The organism is Actinomadura sp. 7K507, assembly GCF_004348425.1.
In the GTDB taxonomy this organism is placed as follows: Bacteria; Actinomycetota; Actinomycetes; order Streptosporangiales; family Streptosporangiaceae; genus Spirillospora.
On the sequence record NZ_SMKK01000054.1, the window covers coordinates 1 to 20,572 of the forward strand.

The 20,572-nt window shown below is 70.3% G+C and carries 18 protein-coding genes; 14 read left to right on the forward strand and 4 right to left on the reverse strand.

What is annotated here, in order from left to right; translation table 11 throughout:
* Window positions 1-675 (reverse strand): CHAP domain-containing protein (locus E1285_RS14600; RefSeq protein WP_132152195.1); only part of this gene is annotated, 675 nt, incomplete at its 3' end.
* Between the two features lie 157 nt (window positions 676-832).
* Window positions 833-1,675: a universal stress protein gene (locus E1285_RS14605; RefSeq protein ID WP_243722788.1), complete on the reverse strand. Its 843-nt coding sequence runs from the start codon at window positions 1,673-1,675 to the stop codon at window positions 833-835.
* A 120-nt stretch (window positions 1,676-1,795) separates the two neighbouring features.
* Between E1285_RS14605 and E1285_RS14610 the strand changes: the two genes are divergently transcribed.
* The 7 genes from E1285_RS14610 (at window position 1,796) to hypF (ending at window position 9,966) form a co-directional block, all read left to right on the forward strand.
* A complete protein-coding gene (locus tag E1285_RS14610; protein WP_132152197.1) occupies window positions 1,796-2,422 on the forward strand; it encodes a YceI family protein in 627 nt (208 codons plus the stop codon).
* Window positions 2,423-2,647: 225 nt separating this feature from the next.
* Window positions 2,648-3,733 (forward strand): LLM class flavin-dependent oxidoreductase, encoded by a 1,086-nt coding sequence (locus E1285_RS14615; protein WP_132152199.1) that lies wholly within the window; start codon window positions 2,648-2,650, stop codon window positions 3,731-3,733.
* Complete coding sequence (locus E1285_RS14620) at window positions 3,730-4,347, forward strand: FMN reductase (RefSeq protein WP_132152201.1); 618 nt, start codon at window positions 3,730-3,732, stop codon at window positions 4,345-4,347. Before E1285_RS14615 ends, E1285_RS14620 begins: the two co-directional genes overlap by 4 nt.
* 46 nt (window positions 4,348-4,393) lie before the next feature.
* Complete coding sequence (locus E1285_RS14625; RefSeq protein ID WP_132152203.1) at window positions 4,394-4,816, forward strand: metalloregulator ArsR/SmtB family transcription factor; 423 nt, start codon at window positions 4,394-4,396, stop codon at window positions 4,814-4,816.
* Window positions 4,813-5,448: an SRPBCC family protein gene (locus E1285_RS14630; RefSeq protein ID WP_132152205.1), complete on the forward strand. Its 636-nt coding sequence runs from the start codon at window positions 4,813-4,815 to the stop codon at window positions 5,446-5,448. The genes E1285_RS14625 and E1285_RS14630 overlap by 4 nt, the downstream gene beginning before the upstream one ends.
* A 10-nt stretch (window positions 5,449-5,458) precedes the next feature.
* Window positions 5,459-7,549 (forward strand): hypothetical protein, encoded by a 2,091-nt coding sequence (locus E1285_RS14635; protein ID WP_132152207.1) that lies wholly within the window; start codon window positions 5,459-5,461, stop codon window positions 7,547-7,549.
* A gap of 134 nt (window positions 7,550-7,683) precedes the next feature.
* Window positions 7,684-9,966 (forward strand): carbamoyltransferase HypF, encoded by a 2,283-nt coding sequence (gene hypF, locus E1285_RS14640; RefSeq protein WP_132152209.1) that lies wholly within the window; start codon window positions 7,684-7,686, stop codon window positions 9,964-9,966.
* A 97-nt stretch (window positions 9,967-10,063) separates the two neighbouring features.
* On the opposite strand, the gene E1285_RS14645 is transcribed toward hypF, so the two are convergent.
* Window positions 10,064-10,642 carry a hypothetical protein gene (locus tag E1285_RS14645; protein WP_132152211.1) on the reverse strand — a complete coding sequence of 193 codons (579 nt, stop codon included), beginning with the start codon at window positions 10,640-10,642 and terminating at the stop codon, window positions 10,064-10,066.
* Window positions 10,643-11,424: 782 nt separating this feature from the next.
* Between E1285_RS14645 and E1285_RS14650 the strand changes: the two genes are divergently transcribed.
* The 4 genes from E1285_RS14650 (at window position 11,425) to E1285_RS14665 (ending at window position 16,688) form a co-directional block, all read left to right on the forward strand.
* Window positions 11,425-12,738: an HNH endonuclease signature motif containing protein gene (locus E1285_RS14650; RefSeq protein WP_165966616.1), complete on the forward strand. Its 1,314-nt coding sequence runs from the start codon at window positions 11,425-11,427 to the stop codon at window positions 12,736-12,738.
* A gap of 354 nt (window positions 12,739-13,092) precedes the next feature.
* Window positions 13,093-13,893, forward strand: a complete 801-nt coding sequence (locus E1285_RS14655) for an aminoglycoside phosphotransferase family protein (RefSeq protein ID WP_132152215.1) — start codon at window positions 13,093-13,095, stop codon at window positions 13,891-13,893.
* Window positions 13,894-14,140: 247 nt separating this feature from the next.
* Window positions 14,141-15,370 carry an IS110 family transposase gene (locus E1285_RS14660; RefSeq protein ID WP_132152217.1) on the forward strand — a complete coding sequence of 410 codons (1,230 nt, stop codon included), beginning with the start codon at window positions 14,141-14,143 and terminating at the stop codon, window positions 15,368-15,370.
* Window positions 15,371-15,572: 202 nt separating this feature from the next.
* Window positions 15,573-16,688 (forward strand): hypothetical protein, encoded by a 1,116-nt coding sequence (locus E1285_RS14665; protein ID WP_132152219.1) that lies wholly within the window; start codon window positions 15,573-15,575, stop codon window positions 16,686-16,688.
* Window positions 16,689-16,789: 101 nt separating this feature from the next.
* Here the strand turns inward: E1285_RS14665 and E1285_RS14670 are convergent, their stop codons facing one another.
* Window positions 16,790-17,572 carry an SDR family oxidoreductase gene (locus E1285_RS14670; protein ID WP_132152221.1) on the reverse strand — a complete coding sequence of 261 codons (783 nt, stop codon included), beginning with the start codon at window positions 17,570-17,572 and terminating at the stop codon, window positions 16,790-16,792.
* Window positions 17,573-17,675: 103 nt separating this feature from the next.
* Here E1285_RS14670 and E1285_RS14675 point away from each other — a divergent pair, with 103 nt between their 5' ends.
* The 3 genes from E1285_RS14675 to E1285_RS14685 all read left to right on the forward strand — a co-directional run bounded on the left by E1285_RS14675 (window position 17,676) and on the right by E1285_RS14685 (window position 20,513).
* Window positions 17,676-18,023 carry a MerR family transcriptional regulator gene (locus E1285_RS14675; RefSeq protein WP_132152223.1) on the forward strand — a complete coding sequence of 116 codons (348 nt, stop codon included), beginning with the start codon at window positions 17,676-17,678 and terminating at the stop codon, window positions 18,021-18,023.
* 151 nt (window positions 18,024-18,174) lie between these two features.
* Window positions 18,175-19,242, forward strand: coding sequence for a LacI family DNA-binding transcriptional regulator (locus E1285_RS14680; RefSeq protein ID WP_132152225.1), 1,068 nt, complete (start codon window positions 18,175-18,177; stop codon window positions 19,240-19,242).
* Window positions 19,243-19,292: 50 nt separating this feature from the next.
* Window positions 19,293-20,513, forward strand: coding sequence for an extracellular solute-binding protein (locus E1285_RS14685; protein ID WP_132152227.1), 1,221 nt, complete (start codon window positions 19,293-19,295; stop codon window positions 20,511-20,513).
* Window positions 20,514-20,572 lie beyond the last annotated feature (59 nt).

Here is a 20,572-nt window from a genome sequence, read left to right on the forward strand (position 1 = left end):
GGTCCGGGCGGCGGCGGCCCGGCCGGCGGCGAGGGCGACGGTGCCGCACAGGACGAAGGCGAGGATCCCGCCGAGGACGACTTCCTGCGTGGGGAGCTGGTCGGGGACGACGTGCTCGCCCTCTTGGGTGTTGGTCGAGGTGGCGCGGTCGCCGACCTGGTCGACGGTGGGGGCGGGGGCGGCGTGCTTGGGGGTGTACTTGGCTTCGACCTTGACCTTGGACGGGTAGCCGAAGCCCACGACGGAGTCCATGTCGCGGGTCTTGCGCATGAGCTTGTAGCCGTCGGCGTTGCCCTCGATGGTGTGGAGGGTCTTGCCGTCCACCTTCTCGACGATGCCGACGTGGTCGATCCGGTCGATGTCCTCGGAGCCGTTCCAGTCGTAGAAGACGATGGCTCCGGGTTCGGGCTCGCCGCCCCAGGCGTCGTGCTTCTCGAACCACTTGGCGTGATCGACGGTGGCGGCGAACTGCCCGGCCTGCTCTGTGACGTCGGCCTTGTCGGCGGCCCAGGCGAGGAACATGTCGCACCAGGGGGCCGTCTTGAAGTAGTCGTTCTTGTCGCCGTCGACGTTCTCGGTCCACCAGTTGCCGAACTTGGTGTAGCCGTCGCCCTTCTCGGTGTAGCCGAGTTCCTTCTTGGCGATGTCGAGCAGCTGCTTGCCGATCGGGTCCATTACGCTCCCTGCCGTCTCGCGCGTCCGGGCAGGGTGGGGCCCGACCGGGGGGACGGAACTTGCCTCGTTCCAAGGTCACGTTCTGATCTCGATGGAATGTAGCCGAGGTAAAAGGTGGGCGGCAACCTGTTCCGGGGAAACGGTCAAAACGGGCTACCTAGTAGTAGCCCCTGGGCAGGACGGTCACGGGGCACGTTGCGGCGCGCAGAACCTTGAGGGCGACCTCGCCCACGAAGACGCGGTGGGCGGCGGCGTCCTCGCTGGACGCGCACACCAGGATCTCGTCTTCGAGCCAGTCGACGTCGTCCAGGGCGTCGGCGACGTCGTCGCCCTCGGCGAGCTCGGCGGAGACGTCCTCGGGGAGCAGGTCGGAGGAGTCCAGGGCGAGCCGGATGGCGAGGGCCAGGTCGTCGCGGAGCCGCTCGTCGCCGTCGTCCCCGCCGACGTCGCCGATGGCCAGCGTGACCAGGCGGAGGGGGACCTCCAGGCGCTCGGCGGCCTGCGCCGCGCGGAGCACGGCCTCGTCGCACTGCGGCCGCCGGACGTACATGACCGTGATCCGGCCCAGGTCGTCGGGCGTGGCGTAGCCGGACGGGGCGAGCATCACCGCCTCGGTCGCCGAGTGCAGCAGATGGTCGGCGGCGGCGCCGACGCCGATGCGGCCGCGGGCTCCGCCCTCGGGGGAGCCGACGACGATCATGTCGGCGCCGATCCGGCTGGCGAGCACGGTGAGCCCGCGGGCGACGCTGCGGCCCTCCTGGGCGAGCAGGTCCGCGGGCTGGCCGTCCAGGAGGTCGGGTACCTGTTCCAGCAGTGCGCGCGCCTCGCCCGCGGCCGCGGGAAGGCCCGGGGGGTGGACGTTGGCCACGCTCAGCCGCCCGCCGGTCAGCGCGACGATCGCGGACGCCAGGTCGACGGCCTCCCTGCCGCCCCCGTCGTTGACGTATCCGGCCAGCACGTGATCGCCGATCATGCCGACCGCGCCTCGCTCCCGCGCCATGTGCCTCGGCCGTGCGGCTCATCCTCGATCATGCGACCAGCATTCCCCCGATGTGGCGGATCAGACCAGGTGGGATTTGAGGTAGTTTTTCCTGGTTGTCACTTTTATGGGGGGATTTGCATGGGCGCCGAGGTGTCCGACCTCGAAGCCGGCCGCTGGACCATCGACCCGGTCCACTCGGAGATCACCTTCACGATCCGGCACCTGATGACCACGGTACGCGGCACGTTCCCCGACTTCGGGGGCGAGGTCGAGATCGGGGAGGACCCCCTCGACTCCCGCGCCCGCGCCGAGATACGGCTGGCCTCCATCGACACCCGCAACGCCGAGCGGGACGAGCACGTCCGCTCCTCGGACTTCCTCGACGTGGCCGGCCATCCGGTCATGACGTTCACGGCCACGAATGTGGAACGTGCCACAATCGGCCGCCGGGCCCGCAGCCCCCGCTACCACCTGGACGGAGAGCTGACGATCAAGGACGTCACCCGTCCCGTGCGGCTGCTGACCGAGTTCCACGGCGTCGGCCCCGACCCGTGGGGCGGCACCCGCGCGGGCTTCACCGCGACCGCCTCCATCAGCCGCCGTGACTTCGGCATCGAGTTCAACGTCCCGCTCCAGGGCGACAGGGTCATGCTCGGCGACGAGGTCACGATCGCCCTGGAGATCCAGGCGGTCCGCGCCGCCGAGGACACCCCGGCCGAGGAGCCCGAGGCCGCCGCGGACGCACACGCCGACGCGCACGCGTGACCCGCGGCCGGACGGCCTCGCAGCCGGCCCTCAGATCACCGTGTGGCCGAGCGGTGGTCCGCCGCGGACGGGCTCGACAGCAGCTCCAGGCATTCGGTGATCGCGTCGGCGGCCAGGTCGGCGTCCACGGCGAACGGAGTCCCGCGGGCTGGGCGGCCTGGAATACGACCTCCGCCCGCGGCGTTCGCTATTATAGTTGAAAGTTCTACTATATGGGAGGCCGGCATGCAGTTCGGAATCTTCTCGGTCGGCGACGTCACGCCCGATCCGACGACCGGACGCGTCCCGTCCGAGGCCGAGCGGATCCGGGCGATGGTCGCCATCGCCGAAAAGGCCGAAGAGGCAGAGCTGGACGTCTTCGCCACCGGCGAGCACCACAACCCGCCGTTCGTGCCGTCCTCCCCGACGACGATGCTCGGATACATCGCGGCGCGCACCGAGCGGCTGATCCTGTCCACCGCGACGACGCTGATCACCACCAACGACCCGGTGAAGATCGCCGAGGACTTCGCGATGCTCCAGCACCTGGCCGGCGGCCGGGTGGACCTGATGATGGGACGCGGCAACACCGCACCCGTCTACCCCTGGTTCGGCAAGGACATCCGCGACGGCATCCCGCTCGCCATCGAGAACTACCACCTGCTGCACCGGCTCTGGCGCGAGGACGTCGTCGACTGGGAGGGCAAGTTCCGCACGCCGCTCCAGTCGTTCACCTCGACGCCGCGTCCGCTGGACGGTGTCCCGCCGTTCGTCTGGCACGGCTCGATCCGCAGCCCGGAGATCGCCGAGCAGGCCGCCTACTACGGCGACGGCTTCTTCGCCAACCACATCTTCTGGCCCAAGCAGCACTTCCAGCGGCTGATCGGCCTCTACCGGCAGCGCTACGAGCACTACGGCCACGGCTCCGCGGACCAGGCGATCGTCGGCCTCGGCGGGCAGGTGTTCATGCGGAAGAACTCCCAGGACGCCGTCCGGGAGTTCCGTCCCTACTTCGACAACGCGCCGGTGTACGGGCACGGCCCCTCCCTGGAGGAGTTCACCGCCGAGACGCCCCTCACCGTGGGGAGCCCGCAGCAGGTCATCGAGAAGACGCTGACCTTCCGCGACAACTTCGGCGACTACCAGCGCCAGTTGTTCCTGATGGACCACGCGGGGCTGCCGCTGAAGACCGTCCTGGAGCAGATCGACATGCTGGGGGAGGAGGTCGTCCCCGTGCTGCGCAAGGAGTTCGAGGCCCTGCGCCCGGCGCACGTCCCCGCGACCGCCCCGACGCACACCGCCCGGGTGGCCGCCGTGGAGGAGGTTCGATGACCAGCCTCGCAGTGATCTCCGCCGGGCTCGGGCAGCCGTCGTCCACCCGGCTGCTCGCGGACCGGCTGGCCGCGGCGACGGCGGACGCGCTCGGTCCGGACGTCACCGTGGAGACGGTCGAGCTGCGCGACCACGCGCACGCGATGGTCGACGCGGCCCTCACCGGCTTCCCGGGCGGGACGTTCCGCGCCGCCGTCGAGAAGGTCACGGGCGCCGACGGACTGATCGCCGTGACGCCCGTCTTCAACGCCTCCTACAGCGGCCTGTTCAAGACCTTCTTCGACGTCCTCGACCGCGACTCGCTGGACGGCAGGCCGGTGCTGCTCGGCGCGACCGGCGGCACCGAGCGGCACTCCCTCGCCATCGACTACGCCATGCGCCCGCTGTTCGCCTACCTGCGCGCCACCGTCGCCCCGACCGCCGTCTACGCGGCGTCCGAGGACTGGGGCGCGGGCGGCTCCGCCGGCGGTCCCGCCGGCGGCCTCGTGGACCGGATCGCCCGCGCCGGCGCCGAGCTGGCGGCACTGATCGACGCCCGTCCCGCCCCGGCGAAGCCCGACCCGTACGACACCCCGGTTCCGTTCGAGGAACTGCTGTCCGCGAGCACCCGCTAACTTCTTAAGGCTTGGCTTATATAAGCTGAGGCTGTAGTTTGGTCGCATGCACGCATTCGATGTGCTGGGTGACCCGGTCCGACGCAGGATCCTGGAGCTGCTCGCGGACGGCGAGCGGTCCTCCGGGGAGGTGACGGGCGTCATCCGGGAGGAGTTCGGGATCACGCAACCCGCGGTCTCGCAGCATCTGAAGGTGCTGCGGGAGAGCGGGTTCGCGGTCGTGCGCGCGGAGGGGACCCGGCGCCTGTACGCCGTCGACTCCGCGCCGCTGCGCGAGATCGACGTGTGGCTCGACCGCTTCCGCTCGTCCTGGACACCGCACCTGGACGCATTGGCGACGGAGATCGCCCGCGGCAAGCGCGCGCGCCGCCTGAACCGGCGGTCACCGGGCGGCAGCCCGCCCGCGGCGCCGCCAGGCGAGCCGTCGAACCGGCCATCCGGACAAGAAGCAGCAGGGAGCGAATCATGATCGAAGTGACGGGTCAGATCAACGCGGTGCGCCGCCAGGTAGGTCAGCGGGTGCTGGAGGCCGGCACCGCACGGACCTCGACGGTCAGCCAGGTCTACGACACCGGCGTCGACGACCTGTGGGACGCGGTCACCGACCCCGAGCGCATCAAACGCTGGTTCCTGCCCGTCTCCGGCGACCTGAGGCTCGGCGGCCGCTACGAGCTGGAAGGCAACGCGAGCGGGACGATCGAGCGCTGCGACCCGCCCAAGAGCTTCTCCGCGACGTGGGAGTACGGCGGCCAGACCAGCTGGATCGAGGTGCGGCTGGCCCCCGAGCCGGACGGCCGGGCCCGCTTCGAGCTGGAGCACATCGCCCACGTCGACGACGACATGTGGAACCAGTTCGGACCCGGCGCCGTCGGCATCGGCTGGGACCAGGGGCTCCTCGGCCTGGCCCTGCACCTGTCGCCCGGAGGCGCCCCCGGACCGGAGGCCGGCCAGGAATGGGCCATGACGGACGAGGGCAAGGAGTTCACGCGGCAGAGCGGCGAGGCCTGGCGCGAGGCGCACATCGCGTCCGGCGCCGAACCGTCCGTCGCCCGGGAGTGCGCGGACCGCACCATCGCCGCCTACACCGGGAACATGGAATGATCTACGGCTTGTGACGTCGCTACGGGGCCTGGACGAGATCGACTGGACGGCCCTTCGGCACGCCTACGGCTCCGCCGGCGACGTCCCGGGACTCCTGCGCGGCATCGCGGAGGGCCCTGATCCGGACGGTGCGCTGGACGACCTCGACGTCAAGATCTTCCACCAGGGCGGCTTCGTCTGCTCCGCGGCGACCGCCGCGCTGCCGTACCTGACCGCCATGGCCGCATCGCCTCATCCGCTCGCATCGCCCGTGACGGCGGTGCGAGCAGGTGTCCTGGAGCTGATCGGAAGGCTCGTCCAGGAGGCGAACACCCCGTCCAGGGACGACGACCGATCGCACGTCGACGGCGGCTGGCCGGAGGCCTGGGCGGCGGCCCTGCCCCGCCTTCTCGCCCTGCTCGGCGATCCCGCCGTGGCGGTGCGGCGCGAGCTGACGTCCACGCTGTCGGCGGCGACCGGCGACGCCGACACCGTCGTGCCCGCCTTGCGCGCACGCTGGGCGGCCGAGAGCGACAGGGCGGTACGGATCGGGGTCGTCCTCGCGGTGGGGGAGCTCGCGGGCGGCTGCACCGCCGGGGTGCTGCCGGAGGCGCTCGGCTGGCTGCGGGACCTGCGCGGCCGCGAGGACGCGCCGATCCGGGCGGCCGCCGAGATCGCGCTGGCGGAGGCCGTCGCCGCGCAGCGTCCCGATCTCGGCGTGCTCGTGGACGCCGTCAGCGGCGACATCGCGGTGTGGCGGGACGTGCCGTGGGTCGGAGCCGCCTCCCCGGACCTGGCCGAGTTCTACGGCGGCGGAGCGTCCCAGCTGCTCGGCTGGTTCGGCACCAGGCTCACCGACGTCACCGGCCGCACCGGCGCCGCAGCCGCTCACGGGGTCGATGCGCGCACGCGTTTGGCGACCGCGTTCGCCGGCGCGCAGGACGCCGATCGGCGGATCGGAGCCGTCCGCATCGCCGCCGATCTTCTCAGCGGATGGCGCTCACCGGCCCGAACGCTCCTGCCCGCCCTGGCCGAACGCACCGCCGACCCGTCACCGGTGGTGCGCCGCTACGCGACCCACCTGCTCGCGGCACTCGACGAGGACGACACAGACCTGCCCGAAGGCCTGTCCGCAGAGCTGTTCGCCGATCTGCTCGCCGAGCGTTTGGACGACACGGCGCCCCTCGCCCGTCACGGGAGCGAACGGATCTCCGACCTGGCGGCCTGGGGCCTGGCCCGGCGGCGGGATCCGCGCTGCCTTCCCCATCTCATCGACCGGCTCGGCGGCGACGTGTCCTTCGTCGACGCGGTGTCCGGCCCGTCCGGTCCCTTCAGCACGAGTCCGCCGTCGATGCGTCACGTGCTGGCGCCACTCGGCATGTACGCCGACACCCTGCTCCCGGTGATCCGGGGGCGGCTCGGGGAGACCGGTGCCGCGGCCGGCTTCGCGGACGTGCTCGCACAGTGGGGACAGGCCGCGGCACCTGCCGTTCCGGAGTTGATCCGGCTCCTCGAAACCGACGCGGCCGTCCAAGCCGCGAGGGCCATCGCCGCCATCGGGCCGCCCGCGGAGGCGGCCGCCCCCGCCCTGACCGTGCCACGGGAGCCGGGCGGCAGCCGGGAGGACCGGCGGTCGAACATCGTCCTGATGTGGGCTCTCTGGAAGGTGACCGGTGACCCGGACCCGCTGCTCGCCGCCGTGGACACCCTGTTGGACGGCTTCGATGGCGGCGCCGGTCTGCTGAGGTACGTCGCTGACCTCGGGCCGCTGGCCGCCCGTCACGCGACCCGCCTGCGGTTGCTCCTCGACGTCCGCAACGACTGGAGGAGAGTGGAGGCAGCCCACGCGTACCACGCCGTGACCGGTGACGCCGATGCCGCGTCGGCGTCCCTGGCGCGGGAGATCCACGAGCTGGCCGCGGGCCGCTACCTGCCGGTGAGATGGGCCGCGGCGCGCTACCTCACGGCCATGACACCGGGGAACCCCGGCATCAGGGTGGCCGCGGGCGCGATCCTCGCCTCCGACCGTCGCCACCACTGGGCCACCGGCTGGCGTGCCTTCGCCGAGGACCACGAACTGCGCACCCTGGCGTCCCTCCTGGCCCAAACCACCGAGTTGTGAAGCACGGGGTTCTGAAGCACCGAGTTCTGAAGCACGGGGTTCTGAAGCACGGGGTTCTGAAGCGCACCAGGCCATGAGACACGCGCCGCTCCGGCATTCCAGGTTCGCGCGGCCCGGCCGGGCAGAATGGCGGGGTGGACGTCCGGGTCGGCGTCCGTGTCGAGGGGGTCGTGCAGGGCGTCGGGTTCCGGCCGTTCGTGCACGGGCTCGCGACCGGCCTCGGGCTGTCCGGGCTGGTCGGCAACGACGCGGGCGGCGTGTTCATCGAGGTCGAGGGGGCACCCGACGTGGTCGGGCGGTTCCTGAACGGCCTGCGCGCGGATCCGCCCCGGCTGGCCGTCGTCGAACGCCTCACCACGACGGAGCTGGACGCGCGGGGCCGGGACGGGTTCGCGATCGTCCGCAGCGACGCGGCAGGGCAGCGCCGAACGCTGGTCTCCTGGGACTCCGCGACCTGCGATGACTGCCTGCGCGAACTCCGCGACCCGGCCGACCGGCGGCACGGGTACCCGTTCATCAACTGCACGAACTGCGGTCCGCGCTTCACGATCGTGACGGACGTCCCATACGACCGTCCCAACACGACCATGGCGGGATTCGAGATGTGCGGGCCGTGCGCCGCCGAGTACGAGGACCCGGCGGACCGCCGCTTCCACGCCCAGCCGGTGTGCTGCCCGACCTGCGGCCCGTCCCTGTCCCTGCTCCCGGCACCACCGTCCCGGGAGGGGCCGTCGCCTCCCGAACGCGCGTCCCTATCAGCGGCCGTCCCGGCGCCCGCGCCCATGGCCGCGGCGGCTGACGTCCTTGCGGCCGCTCGGGCGATGCTCGCGGACGGTGCGGTCCTCGCCGTGAAAGGACTGGGCGGCTACCATCTCGCGGCGCGGGCGGCGGACGCGGACGCGGTGGCGGCACTGCGCTCACGCAAGCACCGCGAGGACAAGCCGTTCGCCGTCATGGTCCCCGACCTGGCCGCGGCGCGCGCCCTGTGCCTGATCGACGAAACCGAGGAGGCGCTGCTCACCGGCCCCCGGTGCCCGATCGTCCTGGTCCGCCGCCGCCCCGGCACACCACTCGCGGACGCCGTCGCGCCAGGGAACGGATCCGTCGGCCTCATGCTCCCCTACACCCCGCTGCACCACCTGCTCGTCACCGAACCGGTCGTCCTGACCAGCGGAAACGTCTCCGACGAGCCGATCGCCTACCGGGACGACGACGCCCTCGAACGGCTCGGCGGCATCGCCGACGCGTTCCTGCTCCACGACCGTCCGATCCACACCCGCACTGACGACTCGGTGGTGCGCGCCTTCCGTGGCCGCCCCCTTCCGGTCAGGCGCTCCCGCGGATACGCGCCGGAACCGGTACCGATCGCTCGCGGACGCCCCGTCCTGGCATGCGGCGCCGAACTGAAGAACACGTTCTGCCTGACCCGCGACGGCCGCGCGTTCGTCTCCCACCACGTCGGCGACCTGGAGAACTACGAGACCCTCCGCGCCTTCGAAGAGGGCGTCGACCACTTCCGGCGGCTGTTCGACATCACGCCGGAACTGCTCGCCCACGACCCGCATCCCGAATACCTGTCGACCAAGTACGCCCTCGACCAGGAGCTTCCGCTTATCGCCGTCCAGCACCACCACGCCCACATCGCGTCGTGCCTGGCCGACAACGGCGTTGACGGCCCGGTCATCGGAGTCGCGTTCGACGGCACCGGCTTCGGGACGGACGGCACGCTGTGGGGCGGCGAGTTCCTCGTCGCCGACCTGCACGGCTTCGAACGCGCCGGCCATCTGGAACAGGTTCCGATGCCGGGCGGGACGGCGGCGATCCGCGAACCATGGCGGATGGCGGCCGCGTACGGCGTCCCGGACGACCTGCCGGTGGCCCGCCGCCCGGACTGGACGACCGTCGCCGCCATGGCGCACCGCCGCGTCAACGCCCCGCTCACCTCCAGCATGGGCCGCCTGTTCGACGCCGTCGCCGCCGTGCTCGGCATCCGCGACCGCGTCAACTACGAGGGACAGGCCGCCATCGAACTGGAGCAACGCGCCGACCCTGCCGAGTCCGCCGCCTACCGGGCCTCCATCAACGGCACGGACGGCTTCACGGTGACCGGCGCCGACCTGGTCGACGCCGTGGTCGCCGACATCCACGCGAACGTCCCCGTCCCGCTGATCGCCGCGAGGTTCCACAACGCCGTGGCCGCCCTGATCGTGGACGCCGCGGCCCGCATCCGGGACACCACCGGGCTGGGCACAGTCGCGCTGTCCGGCGGCGTGTTCCAGAACATGCTCCTCCTGGAACGCGCAGTGACCGGCCTCACCGCCGCCGGCTTCCACGTACTGACCCACCACCGCGTCCCACCCAACGACGGCGGCATCAGCCTCGGCCAGGCCGCAGTAGCCACGGCCCTATCGTCCTGAAGACCAGCGGGGAGCCGATATATGTCACCGGGACTTCCCGTTCAAGCCGAACTCCGGGCTTCGCCTTCTTCGGGGTGTGGTGATCGCTACGGGCCGATCAAGGCGTTGCTGAGGCGGGTGTTGTGTGAGTTCCGGCGGCTGCGATCGTTGCCGCCATTGCCATTCGGTGGTCCTTTGTCCAGGGTGGGCCGAGCGTCTTCCGTGGGGCGTGCAGGACCTCATCGGTCCGGTCAGCCAAGGTTCTGGCCGCCTCGCTCTCCACGGTTTTGGCGTCATAGAGGTGGATGGCCCAGCCACGTGCGCGTGCGAGTTCAGCCAAGATCTGGCGATACATGATGGAGTCCGCTCGGGATTCGTACGGTGCGCGCCTTTGGACGGCGATGTTCTGGGGGAAATCGTGAGGCCAGGCTCGAAGTGAGATCGAGATGATCGGTTTTTGCAGGGCGGATGCGAGCTCGTCCAGTGAAGCCGACGTCGCCCGCGCTGCCGACGCCCGCACCTGATCCACCAGTTCCACGAGTGCGGCGCCGTCGAGAGGTGCGCCTTCGTGGTGGATGGGCGCCGTCGGCATGCCCGGCTCGATCAGTTCGATCCGCCGGCGGTCCACGACGCGGTGGTCGGGCGATGCCGTGACGGCCACGGCCCAGCCGAAATGATGGGCTATCCCCACGCGCATGGCTTCGATTATGCCCTTGTGCGAACTGGACGTCCCGCGGACTGGAGGCGCCTCGTCCGCGGCCGGCGCAGGCGAGCTGCTCACCGCTCGTCGCGCCGGACGCCGTCCAGCCAAACGACCGTCACCTCCTGCGAGCGGGACAACAGCCTGCCGGCCATTTCGGCGGACGAACACCGCGCGAGCACGCGCCCATCGTGACCTTGAGTGTGCGAATGGTCCTCACGTGGATCGACCGTGACGGTGTGTCCGGGTGGGTGAGGACGCGGCGGCCACAGTGAGGAGACACAGATGGCGTCCAAGAAGTCCTTGATCCCTGCGGCCGGAACCGCGGCGCTCGCCTACTGGGGCGCTGAGCTGCGCTACTACCGGAACAGGCCGGTCTCACCCAGGATCAATATTGGAATAGTGTGGTTGCGGTGGGTGCCTGGCTGAGGTGGCCACTGGCGGGCTGGTGGGAATAGTGCGGGCCGCCGTCGGCTGAAGTCACTTCGGCTGGACTTGGCCGGTCGGGGAAGGGTGCTTCGCTACGGGTCCGTGTGGGGTTCTGTCTGTGCGGCGCGCATGCTTTGTGGCCCGGTCGGTGCTTCGAGTAATTCTCCTCGCGCGTGTGCGAAGATCAACAAGTCGGCCATTAGTGGTCGGCAGCCGCCGCCTGGTCGGTGGTTTCGGCTGTCTGGCTATCTGGAGGGTCTTAATACTCTCACTATGAACCGCTTCTTTGGGTTGTAGTTGTTCGATAATATGGAGTCATGTGTTCGAGTGGGGCGATTGATGTGGCGTCGATGTCCACCAGTGAGTTGGTGGACGCGGCGGCCGTGATCGCGGCCGAACTCGCCCAACGTGAGGCGCCCGACTCCGCGGCCGTGTGCATGCGGGACGCCGAGACCCTGGTCCGAGCCGCCGACCTGCACAAAAGCGCCCTTGCCGCGCTGGTCGGACGCGTCGACGCCGCCGGGGAGATGCGCCGCTTCGGCTATCCGTCCACCCGAGGTTGGCTGCGGTCCCTCGGCATGCGCGAGGCCCGCGCCAAGGAACGCATCGCTCTGGCCCGCCAGCGCCACCGCCTCCCCGATGTCATCGAACGGCTCGCGTGTGGTGAGCTGTCCTACGGCTACGCCGCCACCATCGCCGCCGCCGTCACCCGCCTGAACGACGAAGACTGCGCAGCGGCCGAGGAGATCCTCCTCGATTTCACCGGTCGGGGGTTCTCTGCTGGGAAGGTCGCCGCGTTCGGCAACCGGATCACCGACCTGATCGCCGAACGCGATGGCACCGAAGCCCCCGATGCGGACTCCCGTCGCGGATATGAACGCTCCTGGATCGACTCGACCCGTTCCCTCGACGGTGGCCGCTTCGTCAAGGGCTGGCTCAACGCCGAAGATGCCGCCCTCTGGGACGGGACGCTGGCGCCCCTCGCCAAGCCCGCCGGCACCGATGAACGCCGCGACCTGTCCGAGCGGATGGCGGCCGCGTTGACGAACGTCCTGTCGGGCGGGCACCGGGCCACCAAGGTCACCGTCATCTGCGACCTGGAAACGCTCACCGGCGGCAGGACACCCGCGCGGCTCACCGACGGCACGCCCATCCCGGCCGAACAAGCCCGCCGCATCGCTCTCACCGCAGGGGTGAACGCGCTTGTCCTGGGACGCGGCGGCATCCCCCTCTATCTCGGTCGCACCGTCCGGTTCGCCAGCGCGGGCCAGCGGCAGGTTCTCGAGGCGCTCTACCCGACCTGCGCCGTCCATGGCTGCGAAGTCCCCGGAACGCTGAGCGAAGTGGACCACGTGACTGGCTGGGCCCTCGGCAACTGCCCCACCGACATCGACAACCTCGCCCTGACCTGCGCGTTCCACAACAGATTCAAGGCGGCCCACCCCGAACGGATCCACATCAGCCAAGACTCCGGCTGCCGATATACCTACCGGCTCCTGCCTCCCGCGGACACCCGCGACCGGCACCGGCCACCCGGCGTCCCCAACCCCTGGGATCCACCCGCCGCATCGTGTCCGCCCCGCCACCCGCCACGCCGACATCGAACGCGAACCCCACGAGCTGGGCCCCACGCCCGAGGACGTCTCCCGGCCCCGGGCCCATAACGGGATTCGCGCGGTCAGGTCGCTCGCGGCGGCGAAAACGCGTTGCTGTCATGGAGATGCCGTGACAGCGTTCCGGTGAGGCTCCAGCGCCGCGCCCAAGGAGGTCGTTCATGATGATCATGATTCTCGACATGGCCCCGGCGACCGCTTCGGCCACCAGGCGCAATCCGGTCTGATCGGCACGGTTTGATCGGCACGGTCCGACACCCTTGACCACCGGCCACATGTTCGGCCTGCGTGCCCGGTGCGCACTCGCCTGCGGGGTCGAAGCGATCGCAAGTGCAGGGACGTCCCCTGCCGTCTTGCCCACGTGAAGCCCGAGCGCTTCACGGCTTCGGAACCCAAGGAGTTCGAGTGTCTTCGCACGCTTCCTTCGAGCCGCTCACCGGTGCAGAAGGCCAGCCCACACCCGTCCTACGCCACGGCGACACGGTGCTTCGTCCGGCCGCGCCCTGGACGCCCACTGTCCACGCCTTGCTCAACCATCTGGAGGACGTCGGTTTCACCGGCAGCCCCTGCGTCGTCGGTGACGGATACGACGATCAGGGACACGAAGTCGTCGGCTACATCGACGGCGACTCCGTCCATCCGCACGCCTGGAGCGACGAAGGCGTGTGGTCCGCCGGGCGGTTGCTCCGCGACCTGCACGAGGCGACCGCGTCCTTCCGGCCGCCACACGACGCGGTCTGGCGGCCGTGGCCGTTCCACAGCGACGCACCCGGCGCGATCATCAGCCATCGCGACGCAGGTCCGTGGCACACCGTCGCACGCGATGGCCTGCCGGTCGCCTACATCGACTGGACTACGGCCGGGCCGACCGATCGGCTCGATGAGGTCGCGGGCGCCGCATGGTGGAACGCCCAACTGCACGACGATGACATCGCCGAACGCCAGAACCTGCCCGATGCGGCGGCTCGCGCCCGGCAGCTCCGGCTCTTCCTGGACGGCTACGGCCTCACCGACGAGTATCGGCGCGGTTTCGTCACCAGGATGATCGAGTACGCGGTCCGCGACTGTGCCGGTGTGGCCATCGCGGCCCGGATCACGCCGGAGTCGGACGACGTCGCCCCATTGTGGGCGCTGGCCTGGCAGGCGCGGTCCGCGGCCTGGATGCTCCGCCATCGCCCACTCCTCGAACGCGCCGTCACCACCTAATGGGAGTCGGCGGGCCGTGAGGGAGACTACGGTCCGTAGCCGCCAGCAGGTGAGCACTGCCATCACCCGAGCCGTTTGAGCTCTGGTGTCAGACCGTGCCCCTGCTGGTCGGCCGGGAGGCCTGACCGCTGATGGGATGGCGTGCCCGCCGGGCGGTCGGGCGTGAGCACTGGATCCATTAGGGCGCGAGCCGTGCCTTCCGCAGGCTGGGTGGCATAACCGGACGAGAGCGAAGGGGCGGGTGCTGGTGCTGTTCATCGGTGACGACTGGGCCGAAGACCATCACGATGTGGAAGTGCAGGACGCGACCGGTCGCACACTGGCAACAGTCCGGCTGCCGGAGGGTGTTGAGGGCATCGCGAAGCTGCACGCCCTCGTCGCACGGCACGGCAGCGATGATCTGGAGCCCGGGCAGGTGGTGGTCGGGACCGAGACCGACCGGGGCCCGTGGGTGCAGGCGCTGATCGTTGCCGGCTACCGCGTCTACGCGGTCAACCCCAGGCAGGCCGCCCGGTTCAAGGAGCGGTACGCCACCTCGGGGGCCAAGAGCGACAAGGGCGACGCGCACGCGCTCGCGGACATGGTCCGCATCGACCGCGACCAGCTGCGGCCGATCGCCGGGGACAGCGACCAGGCCCAGGCCGTGCGCGTGGTCGCCCGCGCCCACCAGACTCTGATCTGGGAGCGCACCCGCACGTTCCAGCGGCTGCGCAGCACGCTGCGCGAGTACTTCCCCGGAGCCCTGACCGCCTACGCCGGTCTGGAGCTGACCAGCACCGACGCGATGGAACTGCTGATCAAGGCCCCCACACCCGAGGAGGCGACCAGGCTGACAAAGCCACAGATCACCGCAGTGCTTGCCCGTCATCGGCGCCGCGACCGGGACCAGAAGGCCGCCGCGATCCAGGCCGCGCTGCGCGAGCCCCAGCTCACCCTGCCCGCGCCGGTCGCCGCCGCCTACGGCGCGGCCGCGCTCGCGCACGCGAGACTGCTGATCGCACTCAACGAGCAGATACAGGCGCTGGAAGAGCAGGTGAGCGCGCATTTTCTCGCGCACCCGGACGCTGAGATCTACCTGTCGATGCCCGGCATCGGCGAGATCACCGGCGCCCGGGTGCTGGCCGAGTTCGGCGATGACCCCACCCGCTACACCACCGCCAAGGCCCGCAAGAACTACGCCGGCACCAGCCCGATCACCCGCGCCTCCGGCAAGGTTCACTCCGTCCAGGCCCGCTTCGTGCGCAACAACCGGCTCGCCGACGCTCTGCAACGCCAGGCCTTCTGCTCGCTGCAGAGATCACCCGGCGCCCGCCGCTACTACGACAAACAGCGAGCACGGGACCTGGACTACAACCCCGCCCTGCGCCAGCTCGGCAACCGCCTCGTCGGCATCCTCCACGGCTGCCTCAAAACCCGCACCCTCTACGACGAGGCCACCGCCTGGTCACACCACGCAACCCTCCCAGCCGCAGCTTGACACCGTTACGGCATGGGATGCCTGACACGACCCGCGGAAAGGCGAACAGCGGGGGCACCGCCGAATGCGGCGTCCCCGCTTGGGGGGCGTTTCGCAGCCACGAGGGGCGAGTGTCCGGCCAGCCCGCGGCCCACGCGGCGAGGGCGTCACCCGATCTTGCTGAAGGGGCCCGCGGCGCCCGTCGGTACGGCATGATCGCCGGATGGCGCACGAGGCGGCGGACGGATGGTTCGAGCCGCAGGATGCTGAGCCGCGGTCCTGGCGGGTACGGCGCTGGGCGGCTCCGGTCGCGTTGGCCCTGTCGGTCGCGGCCTCCATCGGCGCAGTGCAGCTGCTGGCAGGTGAGCCCGCGGCGTCTGGGACGCCCGACGGCGCCGAGCGGAAGCCGCGCTTCTTGCTCTCCGTGGGACGCATGGGCCATCCAGCGCAGGGGAGCGGACCGGAACCCTGGTTCCAGGTGCGAGCGATCCAGCAGGATCGCACGAACCGCCTGGTCGACGAGGTTCGGCCGCCGCCCTCCGCTGGTCAGGCGCGAGAGCTCGTCGCCGGGCCCGATGGCGACTTCTTCGCCGTCTCCTCACGGGACAGGCCGTGCGAGTCGCGTCTCTACCGCTTCGGTCTCGCCGGCGACGGCCAGGTGACCGGCATCGAGCCGCTGGCGGGAGGCGTCGTCCCGTCCCGCGTCGCGGGGCTCGCGATCAGTCCGGACGGTGATCGGATCGCTTACACGACGGCCCCTTGTGATGATGGGGCGCAACCAAGCGCCACCCTGACCGTCCGCGATATCGAATCGGGCGACCGCCGCACCTGGAGCACATCCGGTCCCACCATCATCGGAGGAATCGTTTGGGCCGACGACAACCGCACGGTCGGTTACACCATCGGTGACGTCCGGCCAGTCGGCCCTTCCGGGACTTCTCGGCCTGGAAGGACCACTGGACGCGACATCAGGAACGTCGCCGTGCACGCGCTCGACACCGATGGGCAACTCGACACCGATGGACGAGGCGCGGACCTGCGGGGTGGCCGCGTCCTGTTCCGGCAGCCGGACGGTCCTGGGAACGTGAGCACCGCCGTTATGGCCCCGGACGGCCGCACCGGTTACGGCGTGCTGAAGAAGGGTGAGCCGCCGGACACCATCCTGTTCACCTTCACCGAGGGCAATCCGATGCGCGTCAACGGGACCATTCCCGGCAAGTCGAACACCGTGCAACTCGTCGCCGTTTCCATTGGAGAGGAGCGGCCGCGGTATGCCTGCCTTGGCGGAGTCGACTCCCTCGGGAGGGCGAGCACATGCGGTACGACCTTCGCCTACTGATCTTTCGCTTACCGATCTTTCGCTACGGATCCATCTCGTTGCCCTGTGGTCGCCGGCGAGTCCGCCGGGGCCATGCGCCCGCCACTCCGCTGCCGATCGGGTCAGGTCAGGAGCATTCCGCCATCGATGATCACTGACTGGCCGGTGAGGTAGGCCGCGTCGGCGGAGGCGAGGTAGGAGACGATGCCTGCGACGTCCTCGGGGCGTTGGACGCGCCCGAGTGGGATGTCGGGGATCGCGCCGGCGATGACGTCGCCCGGCTCGCCTCCCTGCAGGGCGACGAGCTCCCGGTCCAGGTCGTCCCACATGGTCGTGTGCACGAGGCCGGGGGAGTAGGCGTTGACGGTGATTCCGTGCTCGGCCCATTCAAGGGCGGCGGCCTGGGTCAGGGAGCGCACGGCGAACTTGGACGCCGAGTAATGGCCGACCAGGGCTGAGCTCTGGTGTGCGGACACGGAGGCCGCTCCGATGATCCTGCCTCCGCGTCCCTGCTTGATCATCTGCCTGGCCGCTGCCCGGTAGGACAGGAACGCGCCGCGCGCGTTGACGGACATCACGCGGTCCCATTCCGCCGTTGAGAGGTCCAGCAGCGGGGCCGCGGTGACGATCCCGGCGTTGGCCACCATCACGTCCAGCCCGCCCAGCGTGTCGACCGCCGTCCCGATCAGGCGATCGACGTCGGCCTCGTCCGACACGTCCGCGGTGATCGCATGTGAGCGCACGCCCTGGGCGGCGAGTTCTCCGGCCAGTTGATCGAGTTTCCCGTGCGTGGACTCGAGATCGCTGACCGCGATGTGGAAGCCGTCGTCGGCAAGGCGCCGGGCGACGGCTCGCCCGATGCCTCCGGCCGCGCCGGTCACGACTGCAACCCTTGTGTCGTTCATGCCTGTCTCCACCGTGTTGCTCTCCACCGTGTTGCGTTGTTCGGGACGGGCATAACGGTAAAGTCTCACATCTGTGTGAGGGTCAAGTTGTGGAGGCGGTACCGTGCGCATCGGTGAGCTGTCCCGCCGGACCGGCGTGAGCGTCCGGCTGCTGCGCTACTACGAGGAGCAGGGGCTGCTCTCGCCCGTGCGAGCCGGGAACGGCTACCGCGAATACCGCGACGGTGACGTCGATGTGGTGCGCCAGATTCGCATGCTGCTGGCCGCCGGGCTGTCGACACAGGTCATCGCCTGGCTGCTGCCGTGCGTGCGCGAGGAGGGAGAGCGGCTGGTGCTGTGCGCCGAAATGGCCGAGGACCTCAAGGCCGAGCGCGCTCGCATCGACCACCGGATCGAGAGCCTGACGGCCTCGCGTGAACTGCTGAACGACGTGATTTCCGCAGCGTACTAGCGGTCTACGTAGTTCGCCGGAACGCCTCCGCCCGGTTCGGCGGGGCACGGGTGCGTCGCTGGACGGCGCGCAGGTAACGGGTCTGTCACGGGCGTGGATTCTTCGGGCTCGCCATTGACACTGTTCCGCAAACGTTTTCATACTCGTCGCCATGAGCACGGACAGCACCCGGGCGTCGATCCGGGCCGTGGCGAGCCTCGCGGGGGTTTCGCCTTCGACGGTCTCGCGCGCGCTGAACTCCCCGGAGCTCGTCAACGCCGAGACCCGGCGGCGCGTGCTCGAATGCGCCGAGCGGCTGGGCTACCAGCCGAACCGCGCGGCGCAGTCGCTGGTCCTCGGGCGGACCCGCAACGTCGGGCTGATCGTCCCCGACATCGCCAACCCCTTCTTCGCGCCGTTCATCAAGGGCGTGGAGGCCTACTTCAGGGACACCGAGTTCGCGGTGTTCCTGGCCGACACCGACGAGGACACGGCGACGGAGGTCAGGCTGGCCGAGGCCATGGTCGAGCGGGTGGACGGGCTGATCCTGTGCGCGCCGCGCATGTCGGGGACGCGGCTGCGCGCGGTCGCGTCCAAGACGACCGTGGTCCTCGCCAACCGGACGAGCCGGACGGCGCCGTCGATCTTGCAGGACTTCCAGCCCGGCATGGACCAGGCGGTGGCGCACGTCCACGCGCTCGGCCACCGGCGGTGCGCGTACCTGTCCGGGCCGGCGAACTCGTGGTCGAACCGGCAGCGGCGCAAGTTCCTCGGGGCCGCCTGCGCGGAGCGCGGCATCGAGCTGGTCGATCTCGGCCCGTACGAGCCGCGGTTCGCCGGAGGGTTCCGGGCCGCGGACGAGGTGCTCGCCGCCGACGTGACCGCAGTGTTCGCCTACAACGACCTCGTCGCGCTCGGGGTGCTGTCACGGCTCACCGCGCGCGGTGTGCCCGTGCCCGGAAAGCCCGTGCCCGGAAAGCCCGTGCCTGGAAAGCCCGAGCCCGGCGTGCCCGGTGAGTCCGGGGGGCTCAGCATCGTCGGGGTCGACGACGTCCCGATGGCGTCGATGACCAATCCGCCTCTCACGACGGTGGCCATACCGGTGGCCGCGCTGTCGCGGGCGGCGGCCGCCACCATGCACTCGATGCTCGACCCCGGGGCGCCGAAGGCGCCTCCCCTGCCGCCGGCCGCGGAGCTGGCGACCCGACTCCTCATTCGAGGTACCACCGGGCCGGTTTGAGCCCGGCCCGGCCATCAGGGACCAGACGTCCTGCCAGGAGGACCCACCCCATGAGAACTCCTCGATCCGCCCTCCTCACCCTCGCGACCGCCACCGGCCTGCTGCTGGCCGGCTGCGGCGCACCCGGCTCGGACGGCGGCAGCGCCTCCGAACCGGACGCCGCGGACGTCAGGATGCCGTCCGAGGCAGTCACCCTGAACATCATCGACGTCGCCGGAAACCTCCAGCTCACCGAGCAGATCTTCGAGAACTACAAGAAGGCGCACCCCGACCGCATCAGCAAGATCACGTACACGAAGGCGACCTCGCCGGAGCTGGCCGGCAAGGTCAAGGCCCAGCAGGACGCCGGGCAGCTCGACATCGACCTGGTCCTGACCGGCACGGACGGGCTATCCGCGGGCCTGGAGCAGGACCTGTGGGTCGACCTGGTCGGCAAGTACTCCGACAAGCTTCCCGACCTGAACTCCCTGTACCTGGAGCCTGCCTCCAAGATGCAGGAGCTGGCGCAGAACAAGGGCGTCACCGTGACCTACTACCCGTCCGGGCCGCTGCTGGAGTACAACCCGAAGACGGTGTCCGACCCGCCTACGACGGCGGAGGAACTGCTGGAGTGGGCCAAGGCCAACCCGAACAAGCTCATGTACGCGCGGCCGTCCAACTCGGGGCCGGGCCGGACGTGGCTGATGGGGCTGCCCTACATCCTCGGCGACTCCGACCCAATGGACCCGGTGAACGGCTGGGAGAAGACCTGGAAGTACCTCAAGGACCTCGACCAGTACATCGAGTACTACCCGACCGGCACCACGCAGACGATGAAGGAGCTGGGTGAGGGCACCCGCGACGTCATCCTCAGCACCACCGGCTGGGACATCAACCCGCGCGTCCTCGGCCAGGTGCCGAAGGACGTCAGGATCCAGCCGCTGGACGGCTTCACCTGGGTCACCGACGCCCACTACATGGTCGTCCCGAAGGGCGTCTCGGGCGAGAAGCTGGCCGTCCTCCTCGACCTGATGAAGTTCGCGCTCCAGCCGCAGCAGCAGGCGATCACGTTCGACAAGGGCTACTTCTACCCGGGCCCGGCGGTGAAGGGCGTGACGCTGGACATGGCGCCGGCCGAGAGCCGCAAGGCCATCGAGGAGTACGGGCGCCCCGAGTACGACAAGCTCATCGCCGACAACCCCAAGGCCCCGCCGCTGGACGCCAAGGCGCTCGTCGCCGCGTTCGACCGCTGGGACCGGGAGATCGGCGGCCAGAAGGTCAAGAAGCAATGACACCGGGAGCTATGACACCGGGAGCAGAGACACCGGGAGCAGGGACACCGGACTCCGCG

Coding starts and splice junctions, on each gene's coding strand:
- E1285_RS14605 (WP_243722788.1), bottom strand. CDS start 1,675: ATGGCGCGGGAGCGAGGCGCGGTCGGCATGATCGGCGATCACGTGCTG.
- E1285_RS14670 (WP_132152221.1), bottom strand. CDS start 17,572: ATGAACGACACAAGGGTTGCAGTCGTGACCGGCGCGGCCGGAGGCATC.
- E1285_RS14625 (WP_132152203.1), top strand. CDS start 4,394: ATGCACGCATTCGATGTGCTGGGTGACCCGGTCCGACGCAGGATCCTG.
- E1285_RS14620 (WP_132152201.1), top strand. CDS start 3,730: ATGACCAGCCTCGCAGTGATCTCCGCCGGGCTCGGGCAGCCGTCGTCC.
- E1285_RS14630 (WP_132152205.1), top strand. CDS start 4,813: ATGATCGAAGTGACGGGTCAGATCAACGCGGTGCGCCGCCAGGTAGGT.
- E1285_RS14615 (WP_132152199.1), top strand. CDS start 2,648: ATGCAGTTCGGAATCTTCTCGGTCGGCGACGTCACGCCCGATCCGACG.
- E1285_RS14665 (WP_132152219.1), top strand. CDS start 15,573: ATGGCGCACGAGGCGGCGGACGGATGGTTCGAGCCGCAGGATGCTGAG.
- E1285_RS14680 (WP_132152225.1), top strand. CDS start 18,175: ATGAGCACGGACAGCACCCGGGCGTCGATCCGGGCCGTGGCGAGCCTC.
- E1285_RS14650 (WP_165966616.1), top strand. CDS start 11,425: ATGTCCACCAGTGAGTTGGTGGACGCGGCGGCCGTGATCGCGGCCGAA.
- E1285_RS14610 (WP_132152197.1), top strand. CDS start 1,796: ATGGGCGCCGAGGTGTCCGACCTCGAAGCCGGCCGCTGGACCATCGAC.
- E1285_RS14645 (WP_132152211.1), bottom strand. CDS start 10,642: ATGCGCGTGGGGATAGCCCATCATTTCGGCTGGGCCGTGGCCGTCACG.
- E1285_RS14685 (WP_132152227.1), top strand. CDS start 19,293: ATGAGAACTCCTCGATCCGCCCTCCTCACCCTCGCGACCGCCACCGGC.